We start from the raw sequence: 12,946 nt of genomic DNA, 5'->3' as shown, positions 1-12,946 counted from the left end.
TCCCCTTATCAGAGAGGTGAGTTAACATGTATCTCTGATAAGGGAGATTCTTTTTGTATAAATTATTATTTTGTGAAGATGATTTGTATATCGATATATAAATTCTTACTCATGAAAGAACTATATAGGTTCTCTTAATTGTATAGCAATTTTGAAAGGGTTTACATAAAGGGGTGGAACTGCGTATGAATATGTACCTTTTAATGATTACATTATTATCAATCGTAATTGTTATTTTAGGGGTATCGTGGTGGAGATGGCATGCATTTATTAGTTTAACGATTGCAAGTTTGTTTTTAGCAATTATGTCTGGGATGCCAATGGATAAAATAGTGAGTGCTTATGAAACGGGAGTCGGCAGTGTTCTCGGGCATTTAGTAGGTATTTTAGTATTAGGTACAATTTTAGGGAAAATGATGGCAGAGTCAGGTGCTGGAATGCAAGTGGCAGAGTTCTTTATTAAATCCTTTGGGATAAAAAACTTACCATGGGCGATGTTAATTGCAGGTTTTATTATTGGAATCCCGGTGTTTTTTGAAGTAGGCATTTTAATATTACTGCCGTTAGTAATTTCAATTCATAAAACAACGAAACAAAATATTTTATTGATAGCATTACCAGCAATTGCTGGGCTATCTGTCGTACACGGCCTTGTTCCTCCACATCCAGGGGCCATAGTTGCAATTGGTATTTATAAAGCGAATCTTGGGAAGGTACTAATGTATTCACTCATTATTACATTTTTTGCAGCGATTATTGCAGGTCCTATATTTGCGAAATGGATTCACAAACGTGTAATTCCTGAAAATGAGCCGGAATTGATTCGTGTAAATACAAAATCAACGAAATTACCAGGAATAGGAGTTTCATTTTTAGTTATATTGTTACCTGTTATGTTAATGGTTTTAGCTGCAGCAGCTCCTTATGTGCCTCTTTCTAATACTTTGATGAAGATTGTCACATTAATCGGTAGTCCTATAATTGCACTATTGATTGCATGTTTTGCGGCGTTCTATTTTCTTGGATTTCGTCAAGGTATCGATAAAAAAGCTATTAAGAAGATAACAGAAGATAGCTTATTACCAATTGGTTCAATTGTTGCGATTATTGGTGCTGGTGGGGGATTTAAGCAAATTCTCATCGATAGTGGGGTAGGGAATGCTATTGCTCAAATGTCTGAGCATTTAGCTCTATCTCCAATTGTATTAGCATTTATAGTAGCTGGGTTAATTCGAATTGCGACAGGGTCAGCGACAGTCGCTTTAACAACAGCAGCCGGTATCGTTTCGCCAATCGTTGAAAATACGACAGGTGTGAACTTAGAGTTACTCGTTATTGCAACAGGTGCAGGAGCGTTAATGTTTTCTCACGTAAACGATGCTGGGTTCTGGATGGTAAAAGAATACCTAGGCTTAACAGTGAAAGAAACATTTAAAACATGGACAGTATTAGAAACGTTACTTTCATTTATCGCTTTTGGAGGCGTTTTACTACTCGATATGTTTGTTTAAGATAAAGATGTTTCTATTTAGATAATTGTGGCATACAACGTTATCAATAGATAAAAGGAATGTATTTTTATGGTGGGATACTGTAGCAATTTTTTGTTAGGAGGAAGAGATGGTGAGCTCAAAATATATGATTGGTGTAGATATTGGGACAACTAGTACAAAATCAGTTCTATTTTCTACTGATGGATCTGTTATTGCTAGTCATGGAATTGAATATCCTTTATATTCTCCTACACCTGAAACAGCAGAACAAGACCCAGAAGAAATCTTTCATGCAGTAATAAATACGATTAAAGAAACTGTACGAATAAGTAGTGTACAGCCGAATGATATTCTTTGTGTCTCTTTTAGTTCGGCAATGCATAGTATCATTGCTGTAGATGAAAAGGGAAAGCCGTTAACGAGATGTATCACTTGGGCAGATAATAGAAGTGCAAGCTGGGCGGAGAAAATAAAGAATGATATGAATGGTCATGAAATTTACCTTCGTACTGGGACACCAATTCATCCGATGTCACCACTTTCGAAATTAGTTTGGCTACAGAATGAGCAAGCAGAGTTATTCGCAAAAAGTTATAAATTCATTTCTATTAAAGAATATGTTTTTTACAAGTTATATAAAGAATATGTAATTGATTATTCTATAGCATCAGCGACAGGAATGTTCAATTTAAAATCTTTAAAGTGGGATGAAGAGGCTTTACATGTAGCGGGAATTACAGATAAAAAGCTTTCAAAGCTTGTTCCAACAACGCACAGTTTAACAGGATTAGATGAAGAGTTTGCCAAAGAGATGAATGTACTTGTTTCTACGCCTTTTGTAGTAGGAGCGAGTGATGGAGTACTATCTAATTTAGGTGTAAATGCAATAGATCCTGGCGTTGTGGCTGTTACAATTGGTACAAGCGGTGCGATACGTGCTGTAACAAATCGTCCTGTAACAGATCCAAAAGGTAGAATTTTTTGTTATGCGTTAACTGAAGACCATTGGGTAATCGGTGGTCCAGTTAATAACGGTGGTATGATTTTCAGATGGGCTCGTGACCAATTGGGCACTTCAGAGATTGAACTTGCAAAGCGCTTAGGAAAAGATCCATATGAGGTGCTTACTGAAATAGCAGCAAAAGTGAATCCTGGATCTGATGGTTTATTATTTCACCCGTATTTAGCAGGGGAAAGAGCTCCTTTATGGAATGCAAATGCACGAGGATCTTTCTTTGGACTTGGATTGCATCATAAGAAAGAACATCTGATACGTGCTGTTTTAGAAGGAGTAATTTATAACTTATATACAGTTCTTCTCGCTTTAAAAGAACTAATTGGCGAACCGAAAAAAATTCAAGCGACAGGCGGTTTTGCAAGGTCGGAACTTTGGAGACAGATGATGGCGGATATTTTCCATCAAGACGTATATGTTCCGGAAAGTTTCGAAAGCTCTTGCTTAGGAGCTGCAATCCTCGGTTTATATAGTTTAGGTGAAATAGATACATTATCCGTAGTTTCTGAAATGGTAGGTGCAGATTTTCATCATGAGCCAAACATGGAAAGTGTGGAAAAATATAAAGATTTAACGCCAATCTATATCCGTTTGTCCCGTCAATTGGAAGAAGAATATGAAAGTATAGCAGCGTATCAAAAAAAGTGGGTTTAAAAGCTATTTACCAAGAAAATATGGTAACGTATAAAGAGGTACTCCGATTTTTTAGGATACTCTTTCAACATAAAATATTTTAAGAAGTATGATGAATGAAAAATATAGGGAGAGAGGGTTATGAAAATGAAGGATAACAAAGAGTTTATCGGATATATTGGAACATACACGAAAGAAAATAGTGAAGGAATATATAAGTTTATTTTAGACACGGAAGCAAAAAAAATTGGTAATGTAACGCTTACTGCTAAGCTGGATAACCCTACATATGTAACGATTAACCGAAATAATGAATATCTCTATTCCGTTGTTAAGGAAGGCGAATCTGGCGGTGTAGCTGCTTATTCCATTGACAGTCATACTGGAGAACTAAAAGCGAAAAATAGACAAGTAGTAGAAGGGGCTTCTCCTTGTCATATTAGTGTTGATAGTGGAAATCATACAGTAGTTACAGCAAATTACCATAAAGGAACGATTGAGTCTTTTGAAGTAAATGAAGAAAATGGAACTGTAAATCCTGCTTCATCTATTATGGCGCATGAAGGTTCAGGTCCGAATAAAGAAAGACAAGAAAAACCACATGCACATTACGCGGGATATACTCCTGATGAAAAATATGTAGTGGGCGTTGATTTAGGGATAGATAAAATAATTACGTATGAAGTAAAAGATAGTACATTAATAGAAGTGAATAACCTGTCTGTGAATCCGGGAAGTGGACCAAGACACATTGCTTTTCATCCAAATGGAAAATACGCTTATGTAATGACGGAGCTTAGTTCAGAGGTTATTGCGCTAACATATAACTCGGAAGAAGGATCCTTTACAGAATTACAGTATATTTCTACTCTTCCAGAACAATTTGATGAAAATAGTCAAGGCAGTGCTATCCATATTTCTTCTGACGGCCGCTTTGTATATGCAGGTAATCGTGGTCATAATAGTATCGCTGTTTATAGCGTAGATCAAAACTCAGGCCAGCTTACATTTGTGGAACATACATCTACAGAAGGAAATTGGCCAAGGGACTTTGTATTAGATCCTACTGAAAAGTTTCTTGTTGCTACAAATGAAAAGTCACATAATCTTGTGTTATTTTCAAGAGATGAATCTACAGGTAAGTTAACACTTTTACAATCTGATGTTGTTGTGCCAGAGCCTGTTTGTGTGAAGTTTTTAAATATATAATTTCAGATGCCTAAACAAAAGCAAAGCGATATCGCTTTGCTTTTTATTATTTCTTTTTCGGTCTACGTACTAATTCGCCGCCGCAGTTTGGACAAACGTTATGTCTTTCTTCTGTACATGGTGCGCAAAATGTACATTCATATACACAAATGTATGCTTCAGAATCTTGTTCGAGCGATTGATCGCAAATTTGACAGTTTGTTTTCATTTCTAGTGCCATAATAAGTCTCCTTTTAGTTAGAAAATTTATAATTTAATTATAATTCATTAAATAGAAATAGTCCTTTTCAATTGAAAGGAAATCGAATGATAAAGTTATGAATTGAAACGAAAGATGCCGGTTTATTTTAAAATTGATTATTTATTACAGTTGGAATATTATGAAATAGTCAAAAGACAACAGGGGGTATAGATTTTGACTAATCATAATGATCATTTAAAAGCAAACTGCGAAAAATGCTTCGGTCTATGTTGCGTTGCATTACCGTTCGCAGCATCGGTAGATTTTGCAGTGAATAAAGATGGTGGTAAACCATGTTCCAACTTACAATCAGATTTCAAATGTAGTATACATAAAAATCTTAGAGGAAAAGGTTATAAAGGTTGTACAGTATTTGAGTGTTTCGGTGCTGGACAGAAGATTTCTCAGGGTACGTTTAAAGGGATTGATTGGCGGAAAGATGCAAAGCATGCAAGAAAAATGTACGAAGCTTTTCCAGTTATGCATCAACTTCATGAAATGCTTTGGTATTTGAATGAGGCGATTCTTTTAAAGGCAACACAGCCAATTCATAAAGAGCTGGAGAACGCAATTGAGGAGACAGAGCGACTTTCGAATTTAAATCCAGATGAGTTAATGAAAATAAATGTTCCAATGCATAGGGCAGAGGTGAACATTCTCCTTTTAGAAACGAGCGAACTAGTATGGAAGGAAATGAATACTGCGCGTAAGAAACGAATCATACACCGCGGAGCAGACCTTATGGGAGCGAATCTGAAAAAGAAAAATTTACAAGGTGCAAATTTAAGAGGAGCTTACTTAATTGCGGCTAACTTAAATGGTGCAGATTTAAGAGGAGCAGATCTCATCGGAGCAGATTTGCGAGATGCAGATATTCGCGGGGCTGATTTTACTAATAGTATTTTTCTGACGCAAGTTCAAGTTAATGCTGCGAGAGGGGATAAGCATACGAAATTACCGAAATTATTGTCCCGTCCATCGCATTGGAGTGCGTAAAGAGTGAGGAGTGTTTAGTGTGGATATATTTCAGTATTTAGAAGAGATGCAAGAGGATGTCTTTTCGTTAGCAGTAGAGCAAATAGAAGCGAAGTATTATGATATATACCGATTTGTATTGGTTTTCATGACCAAGATCCAATAATGCGAACAGGCAGAGACTAAAAATCTCTGCCTGCTTTTTATTTCTTTTCAAAAGTAGTAATTAAAACGCTACATATAATAAGAATACCGCCAATGAAAAAGTTACTATTTAATGTCTCATTTAATAAGAGCCAGCCAAGTAATGATCCAACAATAGGTTGGAAGAAGAAAAATAAGGAACCGATGCTTGCATCCATTAATTCTAATCCTTTATTCCAAAGGAAAAAGGCACCTGCTGTTGAGACGATTCCTAAGTATAATACGCCTAATATTACGTACGTATTTACTGTTCCGATAGAGGATGTTTGTAGTTCCCATATCATAAAAGGTGTAATAAAAAAGAGTGAAAAGAATATGGCATACGTTGTAATAACTAAAGATGAAAATCGAGCTGAAGCGGTTTTTACATAAATAGATAGTAAAGCCCACGTAATAGCGGCTCCAACTAAAATGATTGTTCCGATAAAATAATAGCCAATTTCAATGTCCCATCCGATTACGATAATGACACCGATTGTCGCTATTATAGTAGATAAAAGTCTACGAGCAGTTAGTTTCTCTTTCAAAATGAGCGCTGCAAATATAACCATAAATGCAGGTGTAGCTGATGTAACTAACGAGCCTGTATGAGCGTCGGATAATTTTGTTCCGATAAATTGGCATGTGATCGAAATGAAATAGCCGATAAATCCAATCCAAGCGAAGAGGAGCCAATCTTTTTTGCGAATGGTTACTTTTTTCTTTTGCTTTTTCTCAGCTAGTTTTAAAATTCCATACAAAACAACAAAAGCGATAATAAAGCGTAGCCAAACGAGTTTTAGTGGTGGGATAAAATCGAGTACGTATTTGCTAACAACATACATACCGCCCCATATACTTGCTGCTAGTGATAAATATATAGCTCCTAAAATTGTTTGTTTCATGTAAAGTACCTCCGTCTATTTTTAGGGTATTATGAGTTCCCTAAGACGAGGCGTAGTGTATGTGTTATATGATTGCCCGTCTTAGTTTATAGACGGCCTACAGGTTGATCGTTTTCGAATGAAGTGTTGTAGTACATGCGTGCATTCCTCCTCTTTAAGTTATAATGATATTATAACTTAATTTTCTGATTATTAGAGGTTGTTATGAAATATATCGTTATAAAATCACATGTTAGCAATTATCCTAATCCAATTCGCTTAGAAGAGGGGGATGTAGTGAAAATGATAGAGAGTTACGCTGGTCCGGAAAACTGGGAAAACTGGATGTTTTGTCACGAAGAGAAGTATAACCGGAAAGGATGGGTTCCGGAGCAAATTATAAGAAAAGATATGAATGGAACAGGAATTATTATAAAACAATATACTGCGAAAGAATTAAATGTGAGTATTGGAGAAAGATTGATCGGATTAGAAGAATTGAATGGATGGGTTTGGTGCGAAGGAAGAGATGGTGAGAAGGGCTGGGTACCAAAGGAAAACTTACAAAAATATTAATAATAATATTTGATCAATAATTAGGAAACATATTTTTGCTTATGAGTATATTGGTTGTAGGATAAAAAGTAGATTAATAGAGAAAGAGGAGGAGATTATTATAACTACAACCGTTATTTCACATTTTTACAATGAAGAGTATTTATTGCCATGGTGGCTTATGCATCATACGAAACTTTTTGATCATGGTATTTTAATTAATAAAGGTTCAACAGATCGTTCCGTTGAGATTTGTAAAAAATTCGCACCGCATTGGGAGGTGCGAGATTCTGTAAATCCAGAGTTTGATGCATATGCGACAGATCATGAAGTGATGAGGATAGAACAAGAAGTACAAGGATGGAAAATGATTTTAAATACGACTGAGTTTCTTTGCGTGCAAGATAAAAATCAGTTTTGGAAATCGCTAAATGAATTGGGGGGGAGGATGTATTGGCTGGACGGGCTTATTATGGTTGATGATCCTAACTACAACTATCCGGACCTTAACTTTGGAATACCTTTAATGAAACAGCGATTTCATGGTTATTTACCAGAAGATTGGCCGTTATGGAGAAGAGGTAGATTTATTCATAATCATGAGCATGGAAGTTATACGGTTGGAAGACATTTATCTGCGCATGAATCGATGATTTATCCACCTCTTGCCTGTATATTATGGTTTGGGTTTAGTCCGTGGAACGATGCGATGAGAAAGAGAAAGTTACAAATTGGTCCGACTCTTTCTGAAGCTAGTAAGCATGGGGGAATGGGGACGCACCATATTATTACGTCGGAAAGATTAGGAGAATGGTATAAGGAATTAGCGAGAGGAACGAAGGATTTACGTTTTAATGATGCATATCGTTATGTTTTTGTATAAATGATTTCCACCATAAAATTGTTTCTTCAATTCCTGTATTTAGATCGTATGTTGGTTTCCAGTTTACTTCAGTTTTTAAACGTTCTACATTAACCCCGACAAATAAAGGTTCATCTTTAGAGAAAGGGATTGCACCTAGTTTAATTAAATGTTCTTTTCCTATCTTTTTAGCAATGATAGAAGCTAACTTTTTAATTTGTACAGATTGACCAGAAGCGATATTGATGGTGCCTGTAACGCTGTGTTCTAATATTGTTACGAGAGCGTCAGCGACGTCACTCACATGGAGGAAATCTCTCGATTGTTTTCCATGTGTACATAGTGCTTCCTCGTTTTTTAATAAGGAAGTGATAATGTTAGAAACGAGCCGATTACCTTGTTCGTGAGGTCCATACATATGAAAAATGCGGCCCCAACACATGCTGAGGCCTGTTTGTTGTGCATACGTTTCTAGCCAGGAGTGCAGTGCATTTTTACATAAAGAATACGGGGTTTTATAGGAAAGGAGCGGTGAATCTTCAAATAATACGCCGTTAAACCATTCGTACTCTGCGCCAGTACCTGCAACGACAACACGCTTTCCGCCGCATGTTGTGAAGTGTTGAATCAATGAAATACTAGACTTTAGCCAATAGTAATTATTAATAGATACATAGCATGCTGGTGGCACTGCTTCCCAAGCAAGGTGAATGAGATGGCTAGGCTGAACATCCGAAATGAATTGTTTTACTTCGTCATCGCGAAGCAAGTTTACTTTATGCCAATGGCAAGGGAGGTGAGAGGGGTTATTTTTATTATACGTGGCGTGCACTTCATATCCCTTTTGTATAAGTGAATGTACAACATATTTACCTATCCAGCCACTACCACCTGTTACAACAACTTTCTTCATGGCTCGATCACCTCAATTTCTGGAACCGTCACTAAAAATTTACCGCCCCATTCACGAATGAAAGAGCATTCTTTCATAATTTCGTCTTTCAAATTCCAAGGAAGTATAAGAATGTAATCCGGTTTTGTACGTTTAATTTCTGCTGGAGATTTTATTGGAATACGAGTTCCTGGTAAAAGGAGATTTTGTTTGTGAGGATTTTTATCTACTGTATAAGCTAGAAATTCTTTACCTATCCCGCAATAATTCAAAAGGGTGTTTCCTTTAGCTGGAGCACCGTAACCGATAATTTGTTTGTTTAAAGCTTTCGCTTCAATAAAAAACTTTAAAATATTTATTTTCAATTGTTCGATGCGTTTAGAAAAAAGGAGATAGCAATCTAAAGTATCTAACCCGTGGTCGACTTCTTTTTGAATTAATTTTGTAACATTGGAATGGATAGTTGATTGGGCACTTAGATGGTTTACAAAAATCCGTAAGGAACCACCATGCGTTGAAAGTTCTTCTACATCAACAATTTGTAAATGATGATAACTTAAAACTTTTTGAAGGCTTATAAGTGAGAAGTAGGAAAAGTGCTCATGGTAGATAGTATCGAACTGTTTAAAGGATATGAGGTTTAATAAGTGTGGGAATTCAATTGTTATCGTGCCATCTTGTTTTAATAACGTTTTTAAACCGGCAACAAAATCATGCAAGTTTGGAACATGTGCTAATACGTTATTTGCGACGATTAAATCAGCTTGTGGCAATTTTTTTGCTAAGTCATTACTGAAAAAATTTACATGAGTAGGAATTCCTTTTTTGATAGCAATTTCTGCTACGTTTTTCGCGGGTTCAATTCCCAATGTCTCGATATTTTCTTTTTTAAAGTATTGTAATAAGTACCCATCGTTACTTGCGATTTCAATCACTTTTGAATGTTTCGTTAAGTTGAAACGCTTAATAGCCATTTCTACATATTGTTTAGCGTGTAGTAGCCAACTTGAGGAGTAAGAGCTGAAGTATAAATAGTTATGAAAAATATTTTGTGGGGATTCAAATTCATCTAGCTGGACGAGTAAACAAGAGTTACAAACAAATGTGTGCAGCGGATAAAAAGGTTCCATTTTATATGAGCTTTCAGGAGCTACAAATGAATTAGCAAGAGGGGAAACGCCCAAATCTAAAAAAGTGTTGGTTAGTAATGAGTGGCAAAAACGGCATTTTTTCTGTTCCATTTTATAGCCCCCTTATAAATTTTTGAATGCATCGATTTGTTGTCGTGTGAAAGATTCTATATTTTCACCAGATGCATATTTTTTGTACCAATCAACAGTCCAAGCGATAGCATCATCTGTTGATAACTTAGGAGTCCAGCCGAGTTTGTTTACTGCTTTTGTACTATCGAGTGTTAAAACAGGTGATTCATAAGGAGTATTTGTAGAGGAGGAAATGATTGTTAGTGGGTTATTCCATAATTTTATTACAGATTCAATGACATCATGAACGGTTCTGTTAGGTTCATTCATTGGGCCGAAATTCCACGCTTCTGCATATTTAGCATCATTCCAAAGTTTCTCAGCTAAAAGGATATAGCCATGTAAAGGATCTAAAACATGTTGCCACGGACGGACGGCATATTTGTTTCGAATACACAAAGTATGATTGTGCAAATATGCCCGAATGATATCAGGGAATAATCGGTCTTCTGCCCAATCACCACCGCCGATGACGTTACCAGCTCTGACTGAGGCGAGTTTCTGGGTATTAGTGCGGAAGAATGATTTTTGATAGGATGTTGCCGCTATTTCAGCGCAAGCTTTACTAGCGCTATAAGGATCGAAACCTCCTAGTCGGTCATTTTCCACGAACGCTCGGTCGCCACTACCGTCATTCTCATAACATTTATCGCTTGTCACATTAATAATGGCACGTACGCTTTCGACGGACTTTGCTGCTTCTAGCACGTGGACAGTACCTAAAACATTCGTTTTGAATGTATCGATAGGATTTTTGTATGAAGCGGTTACGATTGGCTGAGCTGCTAAATGAAATATTATGTCAGGTTTATGCTGCTTCATGGCATGAAATAAAGAATGGTAATCTGTAATATCGCCTTTCATTGTCGTGCACTCTTTTGCTACGTTACCTTGTTCAAAAGTGTTAGGAATGGATGGGGGATGAGAAGAAAAGCCTACTACTTCTGCACCTAAAGAACTTAAGAAAAGGGTGAGCCAGGAGCCTTTAAATCCAGTATGTCCTGTAATAAATACTTTTTTCTTATTCCAAAAAGATGATGAAGCCATATTACCAAACCTTCCACGGAGCGTTATTACTTTCCCATAGCTCGACTAATTTATTTTTATCGCGCAATGTATCCATCGGATGCCAAAAACCAGAATGTTGATATGCGGCCAATTCATTTTTGTTTACTAACTGAACTAAAGTGTCTGTTTCAAAAACAGACTTATCTCCACTAATGTAATTGAAAACTTCAGGATTTAAAACGAAAAATCCACCGTTAACCCATCCGCCATCACCTAATGGTTTTTCTTGAAAAGATGTTACAGACTGTTTATCTAATATGAGAGAACCAAATCTACCAGGAGGTTGTACGGCAGTAACAGTAGCCATTTTTCCATGTTTTTTATGGAATGTAATAAGTTCTTTTATATTTACATTACTTAATCCATCACCATAAGTGAGGCAGAAAGGTTCGTCTCCGACATAATTTTTAATCTTTTTCACTCGGCCACCCGTTTCGGTATTTACACCAGTATCGATTAGTGTAACTTTCCATGGTTCTACACGATGAGAATGGCTAGTAATTGTATTATCGTTTAACTGTATTGTGAAATCAGACATGTGTAAGTTGTAATTTAGAAAGAACTCTTTAATTGCATATCCTTTATAGCCTAAGCAAATAATAAACTCAGTAATCCCGTAATGACTATACAAACTCATAATGTGCCATAGAATGGGCTTTGTTCCAATTTCAATCATAGGTTTCGGTTTTAAATGTGTTTCTTCCCCAATTCTTGTACCGTACCCACCAGCAAGAATAACAGCTTTCATTTTTTCCTCCTAAAATAAAAATTTATTATTTATACAGTATTCATGTTTTATGCAAATGAGATTGTTTTTGATTAAGTGAATGAAAATGTTTGAGGTGATGACGATGCAGAAAATATTACGGTTTGAATTTTGGGAATAATTCTTGATATTCAGGGTTATGACGGAGGTCTTGTGTTAGGTTACTAAGCTCTAAAAAACGTATGTCCAGTACTTCAGGAGATTGACCGTAATGTGTTTGAAGTCCCATTTGAACACCCCTTTTTGAAAGGGTAGGTGTAATTTGTAATTTTCTTGCCTTTGATTGTTCATTCCAAGGGCTAAAATAAAATTTTAAAATAAATGAAGGATAGTCATAAATTATATATCCGTGCCGCGAATGATGTCTACCAGGTAAATATGCACCGTCTAGATGATTGTGAATAAATCTCCAAGCACATCCGAGATTTGGGTTATAAGGGAAGACACCGTGGTATCGCTGTTCTACTAAGGGGATAGAATATCTAGGCTTTGAATAATTATAATTATGATTATCTATCATTAAAATCATTCTAATCGCATACATGTTTTGGCCTAGTGTATGAAGAGATGAAAAAAATTCTTCAGTATTATTACAACAAAAGAATTCAGTAGTATTTAAAACGATTTTCCAACCTGAAACTTCTCTTTCAATTTCCATCACTTCAATATCAGTATTAGTTGGATCAAACTCAAGAAATCTTGAATTTCGTACTTCCCAGTGGGGTGCTAATAGTTTACAAATCTCTACGGAACGATCTGTAGACCCTCTATTAATTAAAATGCCGTGATCGAATATTTTCGTGTGATGCATAAGCCACCATGGAAGTAGGTATTCTTCATTATAAAAATGAGAAATGATTGTCTTTTTCATATTAATTCCCTCCTATACAAGCAATCATTATTAGTAG

14 protein-coding genes are annotated in these 12,946 nt (G+C 36.1%); 7 read left to right on the top strand and 7 right to left on the bottom strand.

Going from position 1 to position 12,946, the window contains the following annotated elements; all coding sequences use genetic code 11:
- Window positions 1–185 precede the first annotated feature (185 nt).
- From gntP to D1166_RS04825, 3 genes are all read left to right on the top strand, one after another.
- Window positions 186–1,511 (top strand): gluconate permease GntP, encoded by a 1,326-nt coding sequence (gene gntP, locus D1166_RS04835; RefSeq protein ID WP_001057623.1) that lies wholly within the window; start codon window positions 186–188, stop codon window positions 1,509–1,511.
- A gap of 109 nt (window positions 1,512–1,620) precedes the next feature.
- Entirely contained in the window at window positions 1,621–3,162 is a 1,542-nt protein-coding gene (gene gntK / locus D1166_RS04830) for a gluconokinase (protein WP_001986475.1), read from the top strand.
- A 120-nt stretch (window positions 3,163–3,282) separates the two neighbouring features.
- Window positions 3,283–4,350 carry a lactonase family protein gene (locus tag D1166_RS04825; protein WP_000782206.1) on the top strand — a complete coding sequence of 356 codons (1,068 nt, stop codon included), beginning with the start codon at window positions 3,283–3,285 and terminating at the stop codon, window positions 4,348–4,350.
- A 46-nt stretch (window positions 4,351–4,396) separates the two neighbouring features.
- Here the strand turns inward: D1166_RS04825 and D1166_RS04820 are convergent, their stop codons facing one another.
- A complete protein-coding gene (locus D1166_RS04820) occupies window positions 4,397–4,570 on the bottom strand; it encodes a DUF1272 domain-containing protein (RefSeq protein ID WP_001162788.1) in 174 nt (57 codons plus the stop codon).
- 195 nt (window positions 4,571–4,765) lie between these two features.
- On the opposite strand from D1166_RS04820, the gene D1166_RS04815 reads away from it, so the two are divergent.
- Window positions 4,766–5,587 carry a pentapeptide repeat-containing protein gene (locus tag D1166_RS04815; protein WP_000181435.1) on the top strand — a complete coding sequence of 274 codons (822 nt, stop codon included), beginning with the start codon at window positions 4,766–4,768 and terminating at the stop codon, window positions 5,585–5,587.
- 19 nt (window positions 5,588–5,606) lie between these two features.
- Window positions 5,607–5,732, top strand: a complete 126-nt coding sequence (locus D1166_RS31700) for a hypothetical protein (RefSeq protein ID WP_255256462.1) — start codon at window positions 5,607–5,609, stop codon at window positions 5,730–5,732.
- A 37-nt stretch (window positions 5,733–5,769) separates the two neighbouring features.
- Here the strand turns inward: D1166_RS31700 and D1166_RS04810 are convergent, their stop codons facing one another.
- Window positions 5,770–6,654, bottom strand: a complete 885-nt coding sequence (locus D1166_RS04810; protein WP_097861782.1) for a DMT family transporter — start codon at window positions 6,652–6,654, stop codon at window positions 5,770–5,772.
- Window positions 6,655–6,858: 204 nt separating this feature from the next.
- Between D1166_RS04810 and D1166_RS04805 the strand changes: the two genes are divergently transcribed.
- Entirely contained in the window at window positions 6,859–7,209 is a 351-nt protein-coding gene (locus tag D1166_RS04805; protein ID WP_000875289.1) for an SH3 domain-containing protein, read from the top strand.
- Between the two features lie 61 nt (window positions 7,210–7,270).
- Window positions 7,271–8,071, top strand: a complete 801-nt coding sequence (locus D1166_RS04800; protein ID WP_076774856.1) for a glycosyltransferase family 2 protein — start codon at window positions 7,271–7,273, stop codon at window positions 8,069–8,071.
- Here D1166_RS04800 and D1166_RS04795 read toward each other — a convergent pair.
- From D1166_RS04795 to D1166_RS04775, 5 genes are all read right to left on the bottom strand, one after another.
- Window positions 8,040–8,963 carry an NAD-dependent epimerase/dehydratase family protein gene (locus D1166_RS04795; RefSeq protein ID WP_000758375.1) on the bottom strand — a complete coding sequence of 308 codons (924 nt, stop codon included), beginning with the start codon at window positions 8,961–8,963 and terminating at the stop codon, window positions 8,040–8,042. The two genes, D1166_RS04800 and D1166_RS04795, sit on opposite strands and share 32 nt — an antisense overlap.
- Window positions 8,960–10,183, bottom strand: a complete 1,224-nt coding sequence (locus D1166_RS04790; protein WP_000435776.1) for a class I SAM-dependent methyltransferase — start codon at window positions 10,181–10,183, stop codon at window positions 8,960–8,962. The genes D1166_RS04795 and D1166_RS04790 overlap by 4 nt, the downstream gene beginning before the upstream one ends.
- A gap of 12 nt (window positions 10,184–10,195) precedes the next feature.
- The gene (rfbG, locus tag D1166_RS04785; RefSeq protein WP_000168667.1) at window positions 10,196–11,251 is read right to left on the bottom strand and encodes a CDP-glucose 4,6-dehydratase; all 1,056 of its coding nucleotides are present in this window, start codon (window positions 11,249–11,251) and stop codon (window positions 10,196–10,198) included.
- A 1-nt stretch (window position 11,252) separates the two neighbouring features.
- Window positions 11,253–12,020 (bottom strand): glucose-1-phosphate cytidylyltransferase, encoded by a 768-nt coding sequence (gene rfbF / locus D1166_RS04780; protein ID WP_000648800.1) that lies wholly within the window; start codon window positions 12,018–12,020, stop codon window positions 11,253–11,255.
- A 115-nt stretch (window positions 12,021–12,135) separates the two neighbouring features.
- Window positions 12,136–12,909: a glycosyltransferase family 2 protein gene (locus D1166_RS04775; protein WP_000750973.1), complete on the bottom strand. Its 774-nt coding sequence runs from the start codon at window positions 12,907–12,909 to the stop codon at window positions 12,136–12,138.
- Window positions 12,910–12,946 lie beyond the last annotated feature (37 nt).

The sequence above is a fragment of the Bacillus sp. ISO11 genome, from assembly GCF_003458115.1.
GTDB classification, from domain to species: domain Bacteria; phylum Bacillota; class Bacilli; order Bacillales; family Bacillaceae_G; genus Bacillus_A; species Bacillus_A cereus.
The sequence above is the reverse complement of the archived record's forward strand: the minus strand, read 5'-3'. Positions and strand labels throughout refer to the sequence as shown.

Excerpts from the sequence above, each read along its gene's own strand:
- gntP (WP_001057623.1), top strand. The coding sequence starts at position 186 with ATGAATATGTACCTTTTAATGATTACATTATTATCAATCGTAATTGTT.
- gntK (WP_001986475.1), top strand. The coding sequence starts at position 1,621 with ATGGTGAGCTCAAAATATATGATTGGTGTAGATATTGGGACAACTAGT.
- D1166_RS04825 (WP_000782206.1), top strand. The coding sequence starts at position 3,283 with ATGAAAATGAAGGATAACAAAGAGTTTATCGGATATATTGGAACATAC.
- D1166_RS04820 (WP_001162788.1), bottom strand. The coding sequence starts at position 4,570 with ATGGCACTAGAAATGAAAACAAACTGTCAAATTTGCGATCAATCGCTC.
- D1166_RS04810 (WP_097861782.1), bottom strand. The coding sequence starts at position 6,654 with ATGAAACAAACAATTTTAGGAGCTATATATTTATCACTAGCAGCAAGT.
- D1166_RS04805 (WP_000875289.1), top strand. The coding sequence starts at position 6,859 with ATGAAATATATCGTTATAAAATCACATGTTAGCAATTATCCTAATCCA.
- D1166_RS04795 (WP_000758375.1), bottom strand. The coding sequence starts at position 8,963 with ATGAAGAAAGTTGTTGTAACAGGTGGTAGTGGCTGGATAGGTAAATAT.
- D1166_RS04790 (WP_000435776.1), bottom strand. The coding sequence starts at position 10,183 with ATGGAACAGAAAAAATGCCGTTTTTGCCACTCATTACTAACCAACACT.
- rfbG (WP_000168667.1), bottom strand. The coding sequence starts at position 11,251 with ATGGCTTCATCATCTTTTTGGAATAAGAAAAAAGTATTTATTACAGGA.
- rfbF (WP_000648800.1), bottom strand. The coding sequence starts at position 12,020 with ATGAAAGCTGTTATTCTTGCTGGTGGGTACGGTACAAGAATTGGGGAA.
- D1166_RS04775 (WP_000750973.1), bottom strand. The coding sequence starts at position 12,909 with ATGAAAAAGACAATCATTTCTCATTTTTATAATGAAGAATACCTACTT.